This window comes from Actinomyces sp. B33, assembly GCF_028437565.1.
GTDB lineage: Bacteria > Actinomycetota > Actinomycetes > Actinomycetales > Actinomycetaceae > Pauljensenia.
In genome coordinates this window covers 388,502-409,207 of the sequence record NZ_JAMRYR010000003.1, presented here as the reverse complement: position 1 = coordinate 409,207, position 20,706 = coordinate 388,502, and the positions used below count along the sequence as shown (strand labels likewise).

Annotated in this window: 19 protein-coding genes; 15 read left to right on the top strand and 4 right to left on the bottom strand. The window is 65.1% G+C overall.

The features are described 5' to 3' along the window. The first annotated feature begins 2 nt into the window (after positions 1-2). Positions 3-566, top strand: a complete 564-nt coding sequence (gene efp, locus M3T53_RS06390; RefSeq protein ID WP_272433638.1) for an elongation factor P — start codon at positions 3-5, stop codon at positions 564-566. Beyond that, a complete protein-coding gene (gene nusB / locus M3T53_RS06385) occupies positions 566-1,252 on the top strand; it encodes a transcription antitermination factor NusB (protein ID WP_272433637.1) in 687 nt (228 codons plus the stop codon). Before efp ends, nusB begins: the two co-directional genes overlap by 1 nt. Before the next feature lie 65 nt (positions 1,253-1,317). Here nusB and M3T53_RS06380 read toward each other — a convergent pair whose 3' ends face one another. The 4 genes from M3T53_RS06380 to dctP all read right to left on the bottom strand — a co-directional run bounded on the left by M3T53_RS06380 (position 1,318) and on the right by dctP (position 5,328). Beyond that, positions 1,318-2,184 carry an NAD(P)-dependent oxidoreductase gene (locus M3T53_RS06380; RefSeq protein WP_272433636.1) on the bottom strand — a complete coding sequence of 289 codons (867 nt, stop codon included), beginning with the start codon at positions 2,182-2,184 and terminating at the stop codon, positions 1,318-1,320. A gap of 60 nt (positions 2,185-2,244) precedes the next feature. After that, positions 2,245-3,582 carry a TRAP transporter large permease gene (locus M3T53_RS06375; RefSeq protein WP_272433635.1) on the bottom strand — a complete coding sequence of 446 codons (1,338 nt, stop codon included), beginning with the start codon at positions 3,580-3,582 and terminating at the stop codon, positions 2,245-2,247. Then, positions 3,579-4,031, bottom strand: a complete 453-nt coding sequence (locus tag M3T53_RS06370) for a TRAP transporter small permease (RefSeq protein WP_272433634.1) — start codon at positions 4,029-4,031, stop codon at positions 3,579-3,581. Before M3T53_RS06370 ends, M3T53_RS06375 begins: the two co-directional genes overlap by 4 nt. A 142-nt stretch (positions 4,032-4,173) precedes the next feature. Then, positions 4,174-5,328 (bottom strand): TRAP transporter substrate-binding protein DctP, encoded by a 1,155-nt coding sequence (dctP, locus tag M3T53_RS06365; protein ID WP_272433633.1) that lies wholly within the window; start codon positions 5,326-5,328, stop codon positions 4,174-4,176. A 445-nt stretch (positions 5,329-5,773) separates the two neighbouring features. Between dctP and M3T53_RS06360 the strand changes: the two genes are divergently transcribed. From M3T53_RS06360 to pyrF, 13 genes are all read left to right on the top strand, one after another. Further along, on the top strand, positions 5,774-6,433 hold the full coding sequence (locus tag M3T53_RS06360) for a GntR family transcriptional regulator (protein WP_272433632.1): 660 nt from the start codon (positions 5,774-5,776) through the stop codon (positions 6,431-6,433). 177 nt (positions 6,434-6,610) lie between these two features. Next, complete coding sequence (locus M3T53_RS06355) at positions 6,611-7,387, top strand: SDR family NAD(P)-dependent oxidoreductase (RefSeq protein ID WP_272433631.1); 777 nt, start codon at positions 6,611-6,613, stop codon at positions 7,385-7,387. 47 nt (positions 7,388-7,434) lie between these two features. After that, entirely contained in the window at positions 7,435-8,469 is a 1,035-nt protein-coding gene (locus M3T53_RS06350; RefSeq protein WP_272433630.1) for a TRAP transporter substrate-binding protein, read from the top strand. Between the two features lie 3 nt (positions 8,470-8,472). Further along, positions 8,473-9,099, top strand: coding sequence for a TRAP transporter small permease (locus M3T53_RS06345; protein ID WP_272433629.1), 627 nt, complete (start codon positions 8,473-8,475; stop codon positions 9,097-9,099). Then, on the top strand, positions 9,092-10,369 hold the full coding sequence (locus M3T53_RS06340; RefSeq protein ID WP_272433628.1) for a TRAP transporter large permease: 1,278 nt from the start codon (positions 9,092-9,094) through the stop codon (positions 10,367-10,369). Before M3T53_RS06345 ends, M3T53_RS06340 begins: the two co-directional genes overlap by 8 nt. 80 nt (positions 10,370-10,449) lie before the next feature. Continuing rightward, positions 10,450-11,289 carry a transketolase gene (locus M3T53_RS06335; RefSeq protein WP_272433627.1) on the top strand — a complete coding sequence of 280 codons (840 nt, stop codon included), beginning with the start codon at positions 10,450-10,452 and terminating at the stop codon, positions 11,287-11,289. After that, positions 11,286-12,233, top strand: a complete 948-nt coding sequence (locus M3T53_RS06330) for a transketolase family protein (RefSeq protein WP_272433626.1) — start codon at positions 11,286-11,288, stop codon at positions 12,231-12,233. The genes M3T53_RS06335 and M3T53_RS06330 overlap by 4 nt, the downstream gene beginning before the upstream one ends. 199 nt (positions 12,234-12,432) lie before the next feature. Continuing rightward, entirely contained in the window at positions 12,433-13,002 is a 570-nt protein-coding gene (gene pyrR, locus M3T53_RS06325; RefSeq protein ID WP_272433625.1) for a bifunctional pyr operon transcriptional regulator/uracil phosphoribosyltransferase PyrR, read from the top strand. 1 nt (position 13,003) lies between these two features. Beyond that, positions 13,004-13,996, top strand: a complete 993-nt coding sequence (locus tag M3T53_RS06320) for an aspartate carbamoyltransferase catalytic subunit (RefSeq protein ID WP_272433624.1) — start codon at positions 13,004-13,006, stop codon at positions 13,994-13,996. After that, positions 13,989-15,305, top strand: a complete 1,317-nt coding sequence (locus M3T53_RS06315; protein WP_272433623.1) for a dihydroorotase — start codon at positions 13,989-13,991, stop codon at positions 15,303-15,305. The genes M3T53_RS06320 and M3T53_RS06315 overlap by 8 nt, the downstream gene beginning before the upstream one ends. After that, positions 15,305-16,501 carry a glutamine-hydrolyzing carbamoyl-phosphate synthase small subunit gene (gene carA, locus M3T53_RS06310; RefSeq protein WP_272433622.1) on the top strand — a complete coding sequence of 399 codons (1,197 nt, stop codon included), beginning with the start codon at positions 15,305-15,307 and terminating at the stop codon, positions 16,499-16,501. The genes M3T53_RS06315 and carA overlap by 1 nt, the downstream gene beginning before the upstream one ends. Further along, positions 16,501-19,800, top strand: a complete 3,300-nt coding sequence (gene carB / locus M3T53_RS06305) for a carbamoyl-phosphate synthase large subunit (protein WP_272433621.1) — start codon at positions 16,501-16,503, stop codon at positions 19,798-19,800. The genes carA and carB overlap by 1 nt, the downstream gene beginning before the upstream one ends. Beyond that, positions 19,797-20,639 (top strand): orotidine-5'-phosphate decarboxylase, encoded by an 843-nt coding sequence (gene pyrF / locus M3T53_RS06300; protein WP_272433620.1) that lies wholly within the window; start codon positions 19,797-19,799, stop codon positions 20,637-20,639. Before carB ends, pyrF begins: the two co-directional genes overlap by 4 nt. Positions 20,640-20,706 lie beyond the last annotated feature (67 nt).

Below are 20,706 nucleotides of genomic sequence, written 5' to 3'. Positions count from 1 at the left end.
CTGTGGCAACGACGAATGATCTGAAGAACGGCATGGTCATGGTCATCGATGGCCAGCTCTGGCAGGTCGTCGAGTTCCAGCACGTCAAGCCCGGCAAGGGGCCGGCCTTCGTGCGCACGAAGATCAAGAACATCATGTCGGGCAAGACCGTCGACCGCACGTTCAACGCCGGCATCAAGATCGAGACGGCCACCGTCGATCGTCGCGATATGACGTACCTGTACCAGGACGGCGCGGACTACGTCTTCATGGATCAGTCGACCTACGATCAGATCACGGTCTCCGCCGAGGTCGTCGGCGACGCGAAGAACTTCATGGTCGAGAACCAGGACGTCATCGTCTCCCAGCACGACGGCACGGTCCTGTTCATCGAGCTCCCGGCGACGGTGGTCCTGACGATCACTGAGACCCAGCCGGGCCTGCAGGGGGACCGCTCGTCGGCGGGCACCAAGCCGGCGGTCCTCGAGACCGGGTACGAGATCCAGGTCCCGCTCTTCATGGAGGAGGGCGTGCGGGTCAAGGTGGATACCCGTGATGGCTCCTACTCGGGTCGTGTGACCGACTGATGTCGAAGCAGCACCGCTTCACCTCTCGGACGAAGGCGCGCAAGCGCGCTGCCGATGTGGTCTTCGAGGCGGATCAGCGCGGCATGGGCCGCAATCCGCAGGTCCTGCGGGATCTGTTGCGCGAGCGAAAGGTCGTCACGGCCGCGCTGACCCCGCTGCCGGAGTACTCGATCCGTCTGATCGAGGGGGTCGCCGACCGTCTGCGGTCGATCGACGATCTGCTGGCGGCGCACGCCCGGGTCTCGGGGCTCGATCGGATCGCGGCCGTCGACTTGGCGGTCATGCGCGTGGCCGTGTGGGAGATGCTGGAGAATTCCGAGGACGTCTCGCCGGTGATCGCCATCGATGAGGCCATCGCGATCGTCAAGTCGATCTCGACGGACACGTCGCCGGCGTTCGTCAACGCGGTTCTCGACGCGGTGCGGCGGGACATCGAGTCCCCGGCGTGGTCGCGCCGATCGGCCGGCGCCGAGGATTCGGCGGAGGACGTCGAGGGGGATCGGGCCGACACGGTCCTGGATGCCGACGAGACGGGGGATCTTTTCATCGCGGAGCGCGTCGACGAGGACCCGCGGGTCGGCGGAGGCGCCGATCCTATTGCCGTCGAGCCGGAAGGCGTTTCGTCCGATGAGGGGTTGTCCGTCGAGGACCTCGACGAGCTCGATGAATTGCTCGACGAGTACTGAATCGTCTTCAATCTATTCATCCAAAAAGTGGGGGGCGTCCGACGGAGGCCCCCCACTTTTCGGCCCTAGTTCCGATATGTCTGGATGACCTGAGAATCGTCTTTTCTTCCGTGCCCAAGATCATGCATCTGCTGATACTTCTGTTGCGCCAATTTGACGAGCGGTGCGTCAAAACCAATGCGATCAGCCGTATCGGATACAAGAGTCGAATCCTTGACGAAGATATCAATGGCGCTTGTCACTTCCGCGTCAAGTCCTTCGAGCATTCTGGGACCGCGATCCGACAGCATCCAGGAGCCTCCGGCTCCTTTTTCAACAGCAGCCAATGCATTTGCTGGTTCCAGACCGAGTTTTTCCGCAAAGGCAAGTGCTTCCGCGGCTGCAACGATATGAACAGAGCAGAGAAGCTGATTGACGATCTTATATGATTGCCCTCGACCTGGAGTTGCACCGCAGTCGAGTATTCTTCCCATCGAAGTCAAAAGAGGAGCGTTTTGCTCAATGATTTCAGGGGATCCAGATGCGAAGAGAGTGAGGGAACCTTTTTTGGCTCCGGCCACTCCGCCTGTGACCGGGACATCTAATAAATGAACCCCATTTTGTTCTGCTGCAGGAATCAACTGAGTAATAGCATCAGGGCCGACAGTGCTCATCACGATCAATGTAGATCCAGCCCGCATTCTTTCCAAAAGGCCCTTGGACCCTAGGGTGGCACTGACAAGTTGTGCTGGCGTGGCCACCATGCAGACGACCGTATCAGCATCTGCAGCCGATCGTGAGTCCATTTCTGCAACGAGACCATGAGACGATGCGAGCTCTCGCTGTGCCTCGAAGGGATCCACTCCAATAACTGAGAAGCCCGCTTCTGCAATTCTTACGGCCATTGGGAGTCCGATGGCTCCGATGCCTACGAATGTAACTTTTTCAACCATGATTAACGATCCTTGTCTTTAGATTCCCTTCATTGGAAGGCAGAGATCTCTTCTCAGTCTCTATCGCATCAAGCTTGGAAGCAATGTCACGATTCCAGGGAAGGAGAAAATTAATCCAACGATGACAAGCTGAACGAGGACAAAAGGAGTCAAGCCCTTGAATGTTTGTCCGAGAGTGATATCTTCTGCGATTCCGGTCAGAACAAAGGCGTTGATTCCTACTGGGGGAGTCATGAGTCCGATTTCAATCATGATGATGGTCATGATTCCGAGCCAAACGCCATTGACGCCGACGGATTCGAGCATCGGCCAGAGAATTGGCATCGTGATGAGAATAATTGAAACAGTCTCGAGGAACATGCCCAGCGGGATGAGAATGATCAGAGTTCCCAAAACGAGGAGATATGGAGAGAGGCCCAGACCGAGAATGGCATCGGCAACGGTCTTCGTAGCTCCGGAGCGGACGAGGAAGTTTGTGAAAACACTAGCGCCGATCATGATTACGAAGATCATTGTTGTTGTGGCAGCGGCCTCCTTCAGAGATTTCACAAAGGCGCTGTACAGGGCTCGCCATCCTTTTTTGATCTGCGCGACAATGAGAACCGAAAGTCCGGCGAGTGCGCCAAAAGCTGCAGATTCGGTTGCCGTCGTCAGACCGGTATAAATTCCTCCGATAACAACGACGAACATTATTCCAACGCCGATCAGAGCGTAAAGATCCTCTCGAGAACTCTTTTCTGAGAGGTCTTCATTTCTGGAAGACACATAGGAACGGTCATTGACCTTCTCGGGATGCCGGATCGCAGTCGCAACGATGTACGTCGACATCACCAGCACTGAAACGACACCCGGAAGGATTCCTCCGATGAGCAACTTTCCGATCGAGACTTCGGTGGTCACCCCGAAGACTACGGCGACAATACTCGGAGGGATGAGGACGCCCAGAGTCCCCGCAGTTCCGATGATTCCAGCAGTGAACTCCCTAGAGTATCCGGCCTTGCGCATTTCTGGGATGGTAATTCGTCCCACCGTCGCGACCGTGGCCGGACTGGAACCGGATACCGCAGCAAATACTGCGCAGACGAGAACCGTCGCGATTCCGAGACCACCGGGAAGTTTTCCAACGACCTTGTTTGCTAGACGGAAAGCTCCGACGGCAACTCCGGATTCCATGGCGAACATCCCCATGAGGATGAACATTGGAATAACGACCATCGTCGATTTGGCGACTGCTGTATAGGTTTCTGTTGCAAGTGCGGTATTGGCAATACTGAATCCGTTGAGCATGAAAAGGCCGGCAATGCCAGCGGTTAGCAGACTGAAACCAACGGGAACGCGAGCTGCGAGGAGGACAAGAAGAATTGCTATAGCAATGATGGCAATAAGTTCACCGCTCATGAGAGGATCTCACTTTCTACGGGAAGAGATTCCTCTCGAATTTTTTCGCGGCCGCCGATGACATTGAGTAATTGTATTAGGGTTTCACCAAAAAGCAAGAAGAATCCAATCGGGAGGACAACTCGAGCAGGCCAAATAGGAACAGCGGCGAGACCGAAACGTGCTTCCTGTCGCATGACGGAATCGAGTGCTTGACTTCCGGTCGCAAAAGTGGCCCAGGCGAATAGAGCAAGAATGATCAAAAGACCCAGGACTACAACCGTTCGGCCGATCCTCTCGGGTAGGCGAGAGGTGACGAGGGTAACGGCAACATGCGTTTTCTGTTGCTGACCGTACGCAATACCGCAAAATACGAGAAAAACGAGAGCTACTTCAGTAAACTCCAGGAGACCTGGAACTGATCCTCCAGTGATCAATCGACTAATGACGTCAGTAACAGTCAAGAGCATTAGGAATAGAGTCGCAATTGCGCTAATGAGTCCCAAGGCTTGGGATGCGCGTTGGACAAGTGATTTAATAATCAAGTTGGCCTGCTTTCCATCGATGAGGGTTCGGGGCCCTTATTAAAGGGCCCCGAACCCTCATGCAACCTCATCGCTGAGATTTTTCAGAGCACTCGACGAAGGAGGATTTGAAGTTCGTTTCCTTCAAGATTTCCTCATATGCGCTCATCAGGTCCTTGTAAAAGGCGTCGGCGTCTGTTCCGCTCTTCTGACTCGCTGCTTCTACCCATTTGTCGTAGATGGGGCCGTAGACGACCTCTTTCCACTTGTTGACTTCCTCGTCAGCCATTGACGAGAGGGTCACATTCGCCTCAGTGGTCACCTCGCATGCTTCTCCTTCGGCTTTGAGGTTCTCTTCGGCGATCATTTCGGGGAGCTTGGAAGCGAGTTCGGTCATCACTTTCTGATCTTCCGGAGAGATCTTCTCCCAGACACTTTCGCTGATTGGGAAAACTCCCTGGGAGTATTGCCCAAGACCGATAAGTGTCATATTTGGGCTGACTTCCTGGAGCTGTGTAGCGGGAACATCCATGAAAGGATATCCTGCCCAACCGTCGATGGTTTTCCGATCCATGGCTTCATATATCTCGTTCGAAGCGATTGCCGCAGGATGCCCACCGATTTTTTCATATGCTTCGCAGATGAATCCTAGGCAGCGAACCGAATGCCCTTTAAGGTCTTCGAGGGTATCGACTTTAAAAGTACTTCCCAGGATGGTTTCCCCCATGGGCAAAAAGCTAAGGACGTGAAGCCCGAGCTTCTCATACTCTGCTTTGAAAGCTTCATTCTCTTCATACATTTTCTGGTACGCCTGAGCCTGGGCGACCCCATTCGTTCGATCGAAGGGAATGGAGGAAGAGTTCGTGAGCGGGAGTTGATCGGCGAACATCACGTCAACGACGTAGCCGGTGTCGGCGCGGCCATCACCGATGCCGTTGACGACCTCTGCCGCGGGAAGGAGCTGCGCAGAGTAGTAGTTTTCGAATGTGACCCGACCTTCTGTGGCTTCCGCTACCTGTTCGCCGTACTTTTGAATGGCGCGACTCAAGGGAGTGCTCTCCGTGTGCTGTGTCGTATAGCTCAGCACTACGCCATCAGCCGCGGCCTGGATCTTCGTTGATGGAGTTGAGCCTGTTGAGCTTTGGGTTGCGGTCTCAGAGATACCGCCGCCGCAAGCTGAGATTCCAAGGGCTGTGGCAGCCATGAGGGTCAGCGTGGCTGAGTAGACACGACGTGTCGACATGGGGTGGTCCTTCCACTGTTGATGGTGGCAGCGCCATTGCTGCTGTCATGAGGCAGATTTATTTGACTGTTTCCTGGCGCGACTGATGACAACCTTTAGGAGGGCTACCGGTTACGACAGTGTGCCCGGAAGAAACTCATGACTTGAAACAGTTGGTTAACTGCTTACTGTTGACAATATGTGCGCTGTAACACAATGTCAAAGGTGTTCCGCGTCATCAGAGGACTGACCTCATGGTCAAAAAACTGACTTATTGGTCAGTTTTAACTGTTTTGCGGCTATGCTTCCTCCCGCAGATAAAGAGGGCTGCATGCCGCGGCGCACTCGCCTGCGTGATCGTGTTGCGTCAGGATGAACTCCGCGAGTGTTTAACTACGTCTAGCGGTCCAGCACATGCGCAGGGCAGGGCGTAATGAAGAAGGCGGTTGAGTTGAGCATTCCAAGTGTGAGCGGTCAGACGCTGCGCGAGCAGGTCTGGGAGTCCTTGAGGTCTGCGATTCTCGAGGGGCGGTTGAGTGCTGGGCAACGACTCGGTGAAGTCGATCTCGCCGAGCAGCTGGGGGTCAGCAGGGGAACGGTCCGCGAGGCATTGCGCCGCCTTCAGCAGTCCGGCCTCGTCGTTGGAGAGGACAGGATGGGCCTGCGGGTGACGCAGCAGAGCGCCGAGGAGGTCGTCGAGCTGTACGAAGTCCGCGGCGCGCTCGAGGCGTTGGCCGCCGTCCACATCGTCCAGTCGCCTCGGTGCGACGAGCTGGTCGACGAGATCGAGGCGAAGCTGCCGGCCTTCGAACCGGGGATGACCCTTAACGAGAGGCTCGACATCGATCTGGGCTTCCATGAGGCGCTGTGCGCGGCTTCGGGGAACACGGTGCTGCTCGACATGTGGCGCCAACTCCAGGATCGGATGCGCGTCGCCGTCCTCGCCGACGAGTCCGACGAGCGGCCGCGGCTGATGGACACCGATTATCATCGTCCGATCATCGCGGCGCTGCGCTCTGGGGATTCGGAGCGGGCCCGTCATGCGATCGTCGAGCATATGCGCAACTCCGGCGGCGTATGGCAGAAGCGCGCACAGGATCCCCGGGACATCGTCGGCATCGAATGAGTCGGTTCTGACGCCCCTGGCCGGGGTGTGGAGCGCAGGAGATCCGCTCGCCTTCCGGGTGAAGAAGGGCTTCTGCACTATCCTCCACATCTATTGTTGACAATGTTTCCTCATATTGTTTACTGTTAACAGCGGTGGGCGATGGTGCTCGCCGTCACACTGATGTGGAGAGAATCAATGAGCTACGGCACAGGAGTCGGACAGCGCACCGCTGTCGTCACCGGAACATCGTCCTTGAAGGGCATCGGATACCAGACCGCTCTGCGCTTCGCCCGCGAAGGCTGGGGCGTCGCGATGCTGGACATCAACGAGGAAGGCGCCACAGCCGCCGCCGAGGCCGTTCGCGCCGAAGTCCCCGAGGCCCCGGTCCAGGCCTTCGCCGTCAACGTCGCCGACCCCGAGTCCGTGACCGCCGTCGTCGAGGCCATTACGGCCTCCGACCTCCCCCCGGTCGGAGCCCTGGCGAACATCGCCGGCATCCCCTCGCCGATGGGCTTCCTCGAGCTCGATCTGGCCACCTGGAACAAGGTCCTCGCCGTCAACCTCACCGGCTCCTTCCTCCTCGCCCAGGCCCTCGTGCCCCTGATGATCGAGAACGGGTACGGTCGCGTCGTCAACACCTCCTCGGTCACCGCCCAGCACGGTGGCGGCGTCTTCTCCAAGACCTCCTACGCGGCAGCCAAGGCCGGCGTCCTGGGCCTGACCCGCGGAATGGCCCGTGAACTCGCCGAATACGGGATCACCGTCAATGCGGTCGCCCCCGGCGTCGTCAACACCGAGATCCGCGTCGGCAGCGACGACGAGACCGAGAAGAAGCTCGCCGAGGCCGTTCCGCTCGGGCGCCAGGCCGAGCCGTGGGAGATCGCCGCCCTGATCTGCTGGCTGTCCTCCGAGGACGCCGCCTACATCACCGGCTGCACCCACTCCATCAACGGCGGCACCTACATCTCCTGAGCCTCGAGCGCCCCCTTCCCATCACCACCGTCAAAGGAGACGATGCCATGCTGCGACGCACATCCGTCGTCAGCGGCCTTGCCGCTGTCATCGCCGCCACGACCCTCCTCGCCGGCTGCGCCGGCGGGGCGGGCCCCCGCGCCACGGACTCCATCCGCATCATCCTCGGCCACGGCGCCGCCCCCGGGAACCCCCGATCGGAAGCCGCCCTGAAGTTCGAGGAGCTCGTGGAGGCCAAATCCAACCACACGATCGACGTCCAGATCCTCGGTCAGGAGGCCGTCGGATCCGACTCGGAGATGATGGTCTCGGTGTCCTCCGGCACTCTCGACATGTCGATCAACTCGCAGGGACCGTTCGCCACCTACGTCCCCGAGGCCGCCCTCATCGGCCTTCCCTTCCTCTTCGAGAACTCCGAGCACGCCTACTCGATCGTTGACGACGACGAGATCCACAACTACCTCGCCGAGGAGGCCGAGCCCGCGGGCTTCCACGTCCTCGGGTTCTGGGACAACGGCCTGCGCGACATCACCAACTCCAAGCGCGAGATCAACACGCCCGACGACCTCAAGGGCCTGAAGATCCGCACCCCCGACGACACGATGACGATCTCGATCTTCAACCAGCTCGGGGCCAACCCGACGCCCATGGCCTTCGGCGAGCTCTACCTCGCCCTGCGCACCGGCGCCGTCGACGGGCAGGAGAACCCCGTCGTCAACATCAAGAGCTCCAAGCTCAACGAGGTCCAGCCCCACCTGGCCTCCACCGGGCACAAGTACGAGACCAACCCCTTCGTCATCTCGACGATGCGGTGGGCCCGGCTGACCCCCGACCAGCAGAAGATCATCCAGGAGGCCGCCGATGAGGCCCGCGACTATCAGCGCGATCTCATGGCCGAGCAGACCGAGGCGATCTACGACGAATTCGAGCAGTCGCTGACCGTGACCCATCCCGACAAGGACGCGTTCCGCGAGGCGACAAAACCCGTCTACGACCAGTGGCAGGCCAAGTACCCCGAGTTCTTCCAGAAGATCACCGAGGCCGCGCAGGCCAACCGCGCCGATTTCGCAGGGAAGGAGTGACCGATGAGCGATACGACACCCCATGGCGCCGTCATCACCGAAGACGACATTGCCGCACTCGACACGCAGTCCGTCCTCGACGAGCCGCTCGAGGCCACCGACCCGATCAACCAGTGGTTCCTGCGGGTCGGATCCTGGTTCGCCTGCGCGCTGACCATCGTCATGATCCTCCTGGTCACGGTCGCGGTCGCCATGCGCTACATCTTCAACTCGTCGATCGATCTGGCCTCCGAGGCCCCCTCGTACCTCCTGCCGTGGCTCATCGCCGCGGGAGCCGTCGTCGCCCAGGCCCAGATGGCCCACGTCGGCGTCAACTTCTTCCTCGAGAAGTTCCAGGGCAAGGCGTATCAGAGGATCGCCACCGGGATCTGGGTCTTCGTCGCCGTCCTCATGGCGTACATGACCTACCTCGGCATCTACATGGCCGGCCCGATGTCGCAGCAGGAGACCCCCATCATGGGATGGCCCCAGCTCGGATCCTTCGCGGCCTTCATCGTCATGACGACGTGCCTGTGCATTCAGTCCATCGTCCGCGCCTGGTACTTCCACAAGGACGGCGCGATCCGCTCGATCGAGGTCACCTACGACCAGGCGGCAGCGGAGAACATCAAGGAGGCCCACGATGCTTGAGGTCGGACTCGCGATCTTCGTCTTCATCGCCCTGCTGCTCATCGGCGTCCCCGTCGCCTTCTCGGTCATCGCGGGAACCATCGTCGGCCTCTTCGCGATCGGCTCCCTGCCGATGGAGGCCCTCGCCCAACAGTCCTTCGGAGGCGCCACCGATTACTCGATGCTCGCCATTCCCTTCTTCATCCTCACCGCCGACCTGCTCTTCTCCGGGCGGCTCGGCGCCCAGGTCATCGGTCTGGCCACCCGCCTCGTCGGACGCTTCCGCGGGGGTGTCGGGATGACCTCGGTCCTGACCAACGCCGTCTTCGCCGGCGTCTCGGGCTCGGCCGTCGCCGACGCGACCGGCCTGGGCAAGGTGATGATCCCGTGGACCAAGAGGATCGGCTATCCGGCCCAGTACGCGGCCGCCGTCAACGCCTCCAGTTCCGTCCTCGGCGTCATCATCCCGCCGTCCATTCCGATGATCCTCTTCTCGGCGGCATCCGGCGCCTCCGTCGCGGCGATCTTCAACGCCGGCCTGATCCCCGGGCTCGTCATGGCCGTCGTCCTGATGTTCGCCTGCTGGTTCATCGCGTGGAAGCACAACTACCCGCGCGTGCGCGCCAAGCTGACGATGAAGAAGCTCCTCATGGACCTGCTCATCGCCACCCCCGCGATCCTCATCCCCGTCGTCCTCATCCGGGTCTTCCTATTCACCGGGACGGCGACGGTCACCGAGGTCTCCGTCCTGGCCGCGGTCTACGCGATCCTCATCCGCGTGACCATGTACCGGGACCTGACGTGGAAGTCCTTCATGCGCTCGATGGCCGAGTCGGCGGCCTCTACTGCGGTCGTCATGATCCTCATCATGTTCTCCGCCGCGCTGTCCTGGCTGCTGACCATCCAGGAGGCCCCGCAGAAGCTCGCGACGTGGATGCTGTCGACGACCGAGAACTACTTCGTCCTCGTCCTCTTCATCATCATCATCCTCGTCGTCACCGGCATGTTCCTCGACATGGCCCCCGCGATCCTCCTCCTGACCCCCGTGCTCATGCCGCTGGCCAAGGAGATCGGCATGGGGACCATCCACCTGGGCATCCTCATGGTGTGCACCCTCGCCATGGGCCTGTACACGCCGCCGGTGGGCACGACCCTGTACATCTCGGCCGGCATCGGCCGGGTCGGGATCAACAGGGTCACCAAAGAGCTCACCCTCTTCTACCTCCTCATCGCGGTCTTCGTCCTGGCCGTGGCCTACCTGCCCGGCATCATGCTGATCCCGACCCAGTGATCCAGGCGCCCCCGGGGCGCTCGCCCCGGGGGCCTCCACCTCCGCCCAATCCCCGACACCGAAGAAATGAGAGCACGCACATGGTGCACAATATTTCGACCGACGAACTGAAGGAGCGTGCCAAGGAACTGCGCAAAACCGCAGTGACCATGGTGTACGAGGCCAAGTCCGGCCACCCCGGAGGTTCCCTGTCCGCCGCGGACGTCATCGCGAACCTCTACTACCGGGAGATGCGATTCGACCCGAAGAACCCCGCGTGGGAGGACCGCGACCGCTTCGTCCTGTCGAAGGGGCACGTCGCGCCGATCGTCTACTCGGCCCTCGCCCTGACGGGGTTCGTCCCCATGGACACGATCCACACGCTGCGCAAGAAGGGCTCGCCATTCCAGGGCCACCCGGACTCGAAGAAATGCCCCGGCATCGAGATCTCCACCGGGTCCCTCGGCCAGGGGATCTCCGCGGCCGTCGGCATGGCCCTCGGCCTCAAGCGCGACGGGCGCGACTCCCGCGTCTACACGCTCCTGGGCGACGGGGAGACGCAGGAGGGGCAGGTCTGGGAGGCCATCCAGTGCGCGAACTCCTACGAGCTCGACAACTTCACCGTCATCATCGACGACAACAACCTCCAGATTGACGGCTACTGCGACGAGATCAGCCCCAACCTCGACTTCGTCAAGAAGCTCGAGGCCTTCGGCTACGACGCCGTCGAGATCGACGGGCACGACATGCAGGCGATCTCCGACGCCTTCGACCGCCTCCGCGAGCTGAAGAACGGCAAGCCCAAGGGCGTGATCCTCAAGACGATCAAGGGCAAGGGCGTGTCCTACATGGAAGACCAAGCCGCGTGGCACGGCGCCGCCCCGAACCAGGAGCAGTGGGAGCAGGCCATGGAAGAACTCGAGAAGGGACTCGACCGGTGAAGTACCAGGTGAACTACGACGACAAGCTCCCCACCCGCAACGCCTTCGGCGACGAGATCGTCGAACTGGGTAAAGAGCGGCCCGAGGTCTACGTCGTCGACTGCGACATCGCGAAGTCCTGCCAGACGACCGCGTTCTCCAAGGCGCTGCCCGACCAGCACGTCAACGTCGGCATCGCCGAGCAGAACGGGGCGGGCGTCGCCGCGGGCCTGGCGACGACGGGGAAGATCCCCTTCGTCGTCACCTACGCGGTCTTCGGCTCCCTGCGCATGGCCGAGCAGATCCGCCAGTCGATCTGCTACCCGAACCTCAACGTCAAGATCGCCTGCTCCCACGGCGGGCTGACCCCCGGCAACGACGGCGGCTCGCACCAGGCCATCGAGGACATGGGGACGATGCGCGGCTTGCCGGGGATGACCGTCGTCATGCCCGCCGACTACCACTCGACCCGCAAGCTCGTGCGCGAGGCCGCCGACTGGGAGGGGCCGATGTTCCTGCGCTTCACCCGCGACGCCGTCCCCGCGATCTACGGCGAGGACGAGGTCTTCGAGATCGGCAAGGCGAAGGTGCTGGGGGAGGGCGACGACGTGGCGATCATCGCCAATGGTGACACCGTCCGCCTGGCGATCGAGGCCGCCGAGCGGCTCGAGGCCGAGGGCGTGTCCGTGCGCCTCGTCGACATGCACACGATCAAGCCCCTCGACCGCGAGGAGGTGCTCCGCTGCATCGAGACCGGCAGGATCGTCACGACCGAGGACCACACGATCATGCACGGACTGGGAGCGGCCGTGTCGCAGGTCGTCGCCGAGGTCGGCGGCGCCCGAGTCCGCCAGATCGGCATCCAGGACCAGTTCGGCCAGTCGGCCACCTACGAGGAGCTCCTCGAGATGAACGGCATCACCGTCGACGGCATCGTCGCAGCCGCCAAGGAGCTGCTCGCCTGATCGCTAGTTGAGCCCCCGGGGCCCGCGCCCGTCGACCTCCAGCCCGACGAGCGTGGGCTCCGGTGCTTTCCCCGACGATCCCCGAGGCGGTGGCGTGTTCCACTGTCCGCCCCTCGGACCCGCGACCGCCGTCTGTGTAGGCTGAGCAGCGGAAGCAGTCCTTTAACCACCGTCCCGTGAGGCGGGGAAGGAGATCCGCATGAGATCCGTGCACCCATCCGACGAACGAGCGAACCGCGGCAAGGAAGTCCTGGGGGCCGACGACGTCGCCCGCTCCCTGACCCGCATTTCTTTCGAGATCATCGAGCGCAACGGCGGGGGCGACGATCTCGTCATCGCCGGCATCCCGACCGGAGGCGCGGTCCTCGCCCGCCGCCTCGTCACGAGGATCACCGAGGTCGGCGGCCCCACCCCCGACCTGGCGATCATCGACACGACGATGGACCGCGACGACCTCGCCTCGCGCCCCCTGAGGGCTCCGCGGGAGACGATCGTCCCCGACCGGGGAATCGAGGGGCGCACGGTCGTCCTCGTCGACGACGTCCTCTACACCGGGCGGACCATCAAGGCCGCCCTCGACGCGCTCACCCGCATCGGGCGGCCCGCCTCGGTGCAGCTGGCGGTCCTCGTCGACCGGGGGCACCGCGAACTGCCGATCCGCCCCGACTACGTCGGCAAGAACCTGCCGACCTCCCGCCAGGAGACGGTGACGATCCTCCTGACCGAGACCGACGGGCGCGACGCCGTCCTCCTGGGGAGGGGCGCCTGAGATGAGCCTCGACCACCTGATCTCCATCCGCGACCTCGACTACCGCGAGGCCGTCCTGCTCCTCGATACCGCCGAGCAGATGGCGGCCACCCAGTCCCGCCGCGTCAAGAAGCTCCCGACGCTCCACGGCCGCACCGTCGTCAACCTCTTCTTCGAGGACTCCACGCGCACCCGCCTCTCCTTCGAGGCCGCCGCCAAGCGCCTGAGCGCCGACGTCATCAACTTCTCCGCGAAGGGGTCCTCCCTGTCGAAGGGGGAATCCCTCAAGGACACCGCGCTGACCCTCGAAGCGATGGGCGCCGACGCGGTGATCGTCCGCCACTCCTCCTCCGGGGCCGCCCACCGCCTCGCCCACGCCGGATGGATGGACCTGCCCGTCCTCAACGCCGGCGACGGTACCCACCAGCACCCCACCCAGGCGCTCCTCGACGCGATGACCCTGCGCCGCCACTTCAGACGCGATCCGTCGGCCCCCGACGCCGAGCCCCTCGCTCCCGGAACCGACCTGGCGGGGGCGCGCGTCGTCATCGTCGGGGACGTCCTCCACTCCCGGGTCGCCCGGTCCAATGTCGACCTCCTCACCCTCCTCGGCGCCCACGTCACCCTCGTCGCCCCGCCCACGCTCCTGCCCGTGGGCGTCGACGGGTGGCACTGCGACGTCGACTACGACCTCGACCGGGCCCTGGGCGAGGAGCCGGACGCCGTGATGATGCTGCGCGTCCAGCGCGAGCGCATGAGCGCCGCCGGCGGAGGGTTCTTCCCCTCGCCGGGCGAGTACCACACGGCCTACGGCCTCGACTCCCAGCGGTTCTCGCGCCTGCGCGACGACGCGATCGTCATGCACCCCGGACCGATGAACCGCGGCCTGGAGATCAGCGCCGACGCCGCCGACTCCGGCAAGTCCGTCATCGTCGAACAGGTCGCCAACGGCGTCTCCGTGCGCATGGCCGCCCTCTACCTCCTCCTCGCACCGGAAGGCTCTACCCGTGACTGACACCCGCGACATCCTCATCCTCGGCGCCGACCTCGTCGGCACCGGCGTCGAATCGATCCTCGTGCGCGACGGGCGCATCATCGCCCGCGGCGCCGACGCCGACGCCCAGGCCGTCGACCCGCGCATCATCGACGCCGAGGGGCTCATCGCCCTGCCCGGCCTCGTCGACATGCACACCCACCTGCGCGAACCCGGCCAGGAGGACGCCGAGACCGTCTACACCGGCACCCGCGCCGCCGCCGTCGGCGGCTACACCGCCGTCCACGCGATGGCCAACACGACGCCCGTCGCCGACACCGCCTCCGTCGTCGACCAGGTCCTCAGACTGGGGGAGGAGGCCGGATGGGTCGAGGTCCGCCCCGTCGGAGCCGTCACTCAGGGGCTCGACGGCGCCCACCTGTCCTCCATGGGGGCGATGGCGAACTCGCGCTCGCGCGTCAGGGTGTTCTCCGACGACGGCACATGCGTCGCCGACCCCGTGCTCATGCGGCGCGCCCTCGAATACGTCAAGGCCTTCGACGGCGTCGTCGCCCAGCACTCCCAGGACCCCGCTCTGACCGAGGGGGCGCAGATGAACGAATCCCCGCTGTCGGGCGAGCTCGGCCTGGCCGGGTGGCCGGCGGTCGCCGAGGAGGCGATCATCGCCCGCGACATCCTCCTGGCCAAGCACGTCGGCTCGCGCCTGCACGTGTGCCACCTGTCCACCGCGGGGTCGGTCGACCTCATCCGGTGGGGCAAGCGCATGGGTGTCGACGTCACCGCCGAGGCCACCCCGCACCACCTGCTCCTCACCGAGGACCTCGCGGCGACCTACGACCCGCTGTACAAGGTCAACCCACCGCTGCGCACCTCCGAGGACGTCGAGGCGGTCCGCGAGGGATTGGCCGACGGGACGATCGACGTCATCGGCACCGACCACGCGCCCCACCCCCTCGAGGCGAAGGACTGCGAGTGGCAGGCCGGCGCCTTCGGCATGACCGGCCTGGAGACCGCCCTGCCGATCCTCATCAAGACCATGGTCGAGACCGGCCGGATGACGTGGGAGGACATCGCACGCGTGATGTCGACGGGACCGGCTCGCATCGGTCGCGTCGCCGGGCAGGGCCGGGGGCTGGGTATCGGGGCTCCCGCGAACATCGCGCTCGTCGACCCGCGGGCCCGCCGCGTCGTCGACCCCGGCTCCCAGTGGACGCGCTCGTCGAACTCCCCGTACCGGGGCATGGAGCTCCCCGGAGTCGTCGTGCACACGATGCACCGCGGAGAGCTGACCGTCGTCGACGCCACGCCCATCGCGAAGGAGGACCGCTGATGACCGGCATCGCGCTCCTCGTCCTCGAAGATGGGACCGTGTTCCCCGGACGCGCGTGGGGGGCCACGGGCAGGACCCTCGGGGAGATCGTCTTCTCCACCGGCATGACCGGGTACCAGGAGACCCTCACAGACCCCTCCTACCACCGCCAGATCGTCGTCATGACCGCCCCCCACATCGGCAACACGGGCGTCAACGACGAAGACCCCGAGTCGGGGCGCATCTGGGTCGCCGGGTTCGTCGTGCGCGAGCCCGCCCGCCGCGCGTCGAATTGGCGTGCTCGCCGCGAGCTCGTCGACGAGCTCGTCGACCAGGGGATCGTCGGCATCAGCGGCGTCGACACCCGGGCCGTCACCCGCCATATCCGCTCGCACGGCGCCATGCGGGCCGGGATCTTCTCCGGCGACGCCCTTCCCGCGGGGGCGGAGCACCTCGGCGATCAGGTGCGCGACGCCCTCGTGCGCATCGTCGTCGACCAGCCCCGGATGAGCGGGGCGGCCCTGGCCTCGGAGGTCTCGACCCCCAGCGCCTACGTCATCGAGCCGACCGGGCCCTTCGCCGGCGCGCCCGTCGCCCGCGTCGTCGCCGTCGACCTGGGCATCAAATCCCGTACGCCCAAGCAGTTGGCCGCCCGCGGCGTCGAGGTCCACGTCGTCCCCCACACGGCGAGCTTCGCCGACATCCAGGCGATCGACCCGGACGGGGTGTTCTTCTCCAACGGACCCGGGGACCCGGCTTCCGCCGAGCACGAGATCGACCTGCTGCGGGCGGTCCTGGACTCCGGCATCCCGTACTTCGGGATCTGCTTCGGGCACCAGCTGTTCGGGCGGGCCCTGGGGTACGGCACGTACAAGCTCGACTTCGGCCACCGCGGGATCAACCAGCCCGTCAAGGACGTTGAGACTGGCCGGGTGGAGATCACCGCGCACAACCACGGGTTCGCCGTCGACGCCCCCATCGGGCGGGCGTCGATCGCTCCCTTCGACTCGGGCCGCTACGGCCGCGTCGAGGTCAGCCACGTCGGCCTCAACGACGGCGTCGTCGAGGGGCTGCGCGCCCTCGACATCCCCGCGTTCTCCGTCCAATACCATCCCGAGGCCGCAGCAGGGCCCCACGACGGGGAGCGCCTCTTCGACCGCTTCGTCGACCTCATGCGCGAGCACGCGCGCACCCGCACCGCCGAGGAGACCCGCTGATGCCCCGCCGCACCGACCTGACATCCGTCCTCGTCATCGGCTCCGGCCCGATCGTCATCGGTCAGGCCTGCGAGTTCGACTACTCCGGGACCCAGGCCTGCCGGGTCCTCAAGGAGGAGGGCCTGCGGGTCGTCCTCGTCAACTCCAACCCGGCGACGATCATGACCGATCCGCAGATGGCCGACGCCACCTACGTCGAGCCGATCACGCCCGAGGTCGTCGCCTCGATCATCGCCAAGGAGCGGCCCGACGCGCTCCTGCCGACCCTCGGCGGCCAGACGGCGCTCAACATGGCGGTCGCCCTGGCCGAGTCCGGGGTCCTCGAGCGCTACGGCGTCGAGCTCATCGGGGCCTCCATCGACGCGATCCGCGCCGGCGAGGACCGCGAGGAGTTCAAGAAGATCGTCGAGAGGTGCGGGGCGGAGGTGGCCCGGTCCTTCATCGCCCACACCCTCCAGGAGTGCCACGAGGCCGCGGCGGAGCTCGGCTACCCCCTCGTCGTGCGCCCCTCCTTCACGATGGGCGGCCTGGGCTCGGGAGTGGCCCGCACCCCCGAGGACCTCGACCGGATCGCCGGCCAGGGGCTCGCCGCGTCGATCACCAGCGAGGTCCTCCTCGAGGAGTCGATCCTCGGGTGGAAGGAGTACGAGCTCGAGCTCATGCGCGATAAGGCGGACAACGTCGTCGTCGTGTGCTCGATCGAGAACGTCGATCCTGTGGGCGTCCACACGGGCGATTCGATCACCGTCGCCCCCGCGCTGACCCTGACCGATCGCGAGCTCCAGCGCCTGCGCGACATCGGGATCGCGGTGATCCGCGAGGTCGGCGTCGATACCGGCGGCTGCAACATCCAGTTCGCGGTGCACCCGGGGACGGGCCGGGTCATCGTCATCGAGATGAATCCGCGCGTGTCCCGCTCCTCCGCGCTGGCCTCGAAGGCGACGGGCTTCCCGATCGCGAAGATCGCGGCCCGCCTGGCCACCGGCTACACCCTCGACGAGATCCCCAACGACATCACCGGGTCGACGCCCGCCTCCTTCGAGCCGACCCTGGACTACGTGGTCGTCAAGGTCCCGCGCTTCACCTTCGAGAAGTTCCCCTCGGCGGATCCGACCCTGACGACCTCGATGAAGGCAGTCGGTGAGGCGATGGCGATCGGCCGCTCGTACACCGAGGCCCTCCAGAAGGCCCTGCGGTCGATCGACAAGGGAGGGGTCCAGCTCCATTGGACGGGCCCCGAGCCCACGGCCGAGGAGACGGCGGCCCTCGTCGAGGCGGCCCGGGTCCCCACCGAGGCGCGCCTCGTCCAGGTCCAGCAGGCGATCCGCGGCGGGGCGTCGCTCGAGGAGCTCGTCGAGGCGACGGCGATCGACCCGTGGTTCCTCGACCAGATGTTCCTCCTGGACGAGGTCGCCGGGCGCGTCCTCGCCGCCCCGGCCCTGAGCCGCGAGGTCGTCGAGGAGGCCAAGCGCCACGGGTTCTCCGATCGCCAGATCGCGGCCATGAGGGGCCTGTCGGAGACGACGGTTCGGGAGGTGCGAGGCGCGTTTGGGATCCACCCGGTCTTCAAGACGGTCGACACCTGCTCGGCCGAGTTCGAGGCCCTCACCCCGTACCACTACTCGACGTACGACCAGGAGTCCGAGGTCCGCCCGCGCGAGCGCGAGGCCGTGGTGATCCTCGGCGCCGGGCCGAATCGCATCGGTCAGGGCATCGAGTTCGACTACTCGTGCGTCCACGCGGCGATGGCCCTGCGCGAGCGCTTCGAGACGGTCATGGTCAATTGCAACCCCGAGACGGTCTCGACCGACTACGACGTGTCGGACCGCCTGTACTTCGAGCCGTTGACGCTCGAGGACGTCTTGGAGGTCTACCGCGCCGAGTGCCAGGCCGGACCGGTGCGGGGCATGATCGTCCAGCTCGGCGGGCAGACCCCGCTCTCCCTGGCGGCCGATCTGGAGGCGGCGGGGGTCCCGATCCTGGGGACGACCCCGTCGTCGATCGAGTTGGCGGAGGATCGCGAGGAGTTCGGCAAGGTCCTCGAGGCCGCCGGCTGCCCGTCCCCGGCCCACGACGTCGCCCATTCGCCGGCGCAGGTCGTTCAGGTGGCCGAGCGCGTCGGTTACCCGGTCCTCGTCCGGCCCTCCTTCGTCCTGGGCGGGCGGGGGATGGAGATCGTCAACGACGAGGCGGGGATCGTCGACTACCTCGATCGTCCCGATATCGACCGGTTGTTCGCCCGCGGCCCGCTGCTCATCGACCGTTTCCTCGACGCGGCCATCGAGATCGACGTCGACGCCCTGTACGACGGCGAGGAGCTGTTCATGGGGGCGATCATGGAGCACATCGAGGAGGCGGGGATCCATTCGGGAGACTCGTCGTGCGTCCTGCCGCCGATGACGCTGTCGGGGCGGGAGGTCGAGCGGATCACGGCGTCGACGGAGGCGATCGCCCGCGGCGTCGGGGTCCGGGGCCTCATCAACATCCAGTTCGCGCTCCTGTCGGACACGCTCTACGTCATCGAGGCGAACCCGCGGGCGTCGCGCACCGTTCCCTTCGCGTCGAAGGCGACCGGCGTCCAGCTCGCGAAGGCCGCGGCCCTGATCCAGGTGGGGGAGTCCATCGCCTCCTTGCGCGCGTCGGGGGCGCTCCCGCGCGTCGACGCGCGGCTGATCCCGGATTCGGGGTCGATCGCGGTCAAGGAGGCGGTCCTGCCGTTCCGCAGGTTCCGCCGGGCGGACGGGGAGATGGTCGACACGATCCTCGGTCCGGAGATGCGCTCGACGGGGGAGGTCATGGGGATCGATCGCGATTTCCCGACGGCTTTCGCGAAGTCGCAGTCGGCGGCGTTCGGCGAGCTGCCGACCGAGGGGACGGTGTTCATCTCGATCGCGGACACGGACAAGAGGGCGATCGTGTTCCCCGCGGCTCGGATGGCCGAGCTCGGCTTCCACATCCTCGCGACCCAGGGGACGGCGTCGGTGCTGCGGCGCAACGGGATCGAGGCGCAGGTCGTCCGCAAGTCGTCGGACGGGCGCGGGCCCGACGGGGAGCCCACCGTCGTCGACCTCATCCGCGACGGCCTCGTCGATCTGGTGGTCAACACGCCTCAGCGGGCGTCGAATCGTCGCGACGGCTATCGGATCCGGGCGGCGGCGACGTCGAACGACCGGACGCTGATCTCGACGCTCCAGGCGTTCAACGCCGCGGTCCAGGCGATCGAGGTCCGTCTGCGCGGCGACTACCGGGTGCGGTCCCTCCAGGAGTGGGACGCCCTGCGCCGGCAGGAGGAGCGATGAGCGGCGGGCTCGGGTTCGGCGATCGTCTCGCCGCGGCGATGCGCGCCCACGGCCGGGTGTGCGTCGGCATCGACCCACACGCCTCCCTCCTGGGCGGGTGGGGGCTGGCGGACGACGCCGGCGGCGCGCGGGAGTTTTCCCTGCGGGTCGTCGAGGCCCTGGGCGGACGGGTCGCGGCGTTCAAGCCGCAGGCGGCGTTCTTCGAGCGGTTCGGCTCGCGCGGCGTCGCGGTACTCGAGGAGGTCGTCGCGGCGTGCCGCGAGGCCGGGACCCTGTGCATCGTCGACGCGAAGCGGGGGGACATCGGTTCGACGATGGACGGCTACGCGCAGGCGTTCTTGTCGGATTCGTCGCCGTTAGCGGGCGACGCCGTGACGCTGTCTCCGTACTTGGGGGTGGGGTCGTTGCGCCCGGCGCTCGAGGCGGCTGCCGGTACGGGCAGGGGGGTGTTCGTCCTCGCCTTGACGTCGAATCCGGAGGGTGCGTCCGTCCAGCACGCGCGGGGGGCGGACGGCCGGTCGGTGGCGGCCGCGGTCGTCGACGAGCTCGCGTCCTTCAACGCCGAATGCGGCTACGAGTCCCTGGGGCCGGCGGGGGTCGTCGTCGGGGCGACGGTGGGGTCTGCGGTGGCGGACCTGGGGGTGGATCTCGCGGGCCTGCACGGGGCTCTGCTGGCGCCCGGCGTCGGCGCGCAGGGGGCGGGCCCCGAGGAGGTGCGGCGGGTCTTCGCCGGCGCGGGGCACGCGGTCCTCGCGTCGTCGTCGCGGGCGGTCCTGCGGGCGGGGCCGTCGGTCGAGGGGCTGCGGGCGGCTTACGAGGCGGCTCGATCCGGGCTGTGAGACGAGCGGAGCCGGCGTTTCGTTCCCCTCTCCACGAACTGTGAATTATGCCATAATTAGGTGTGGA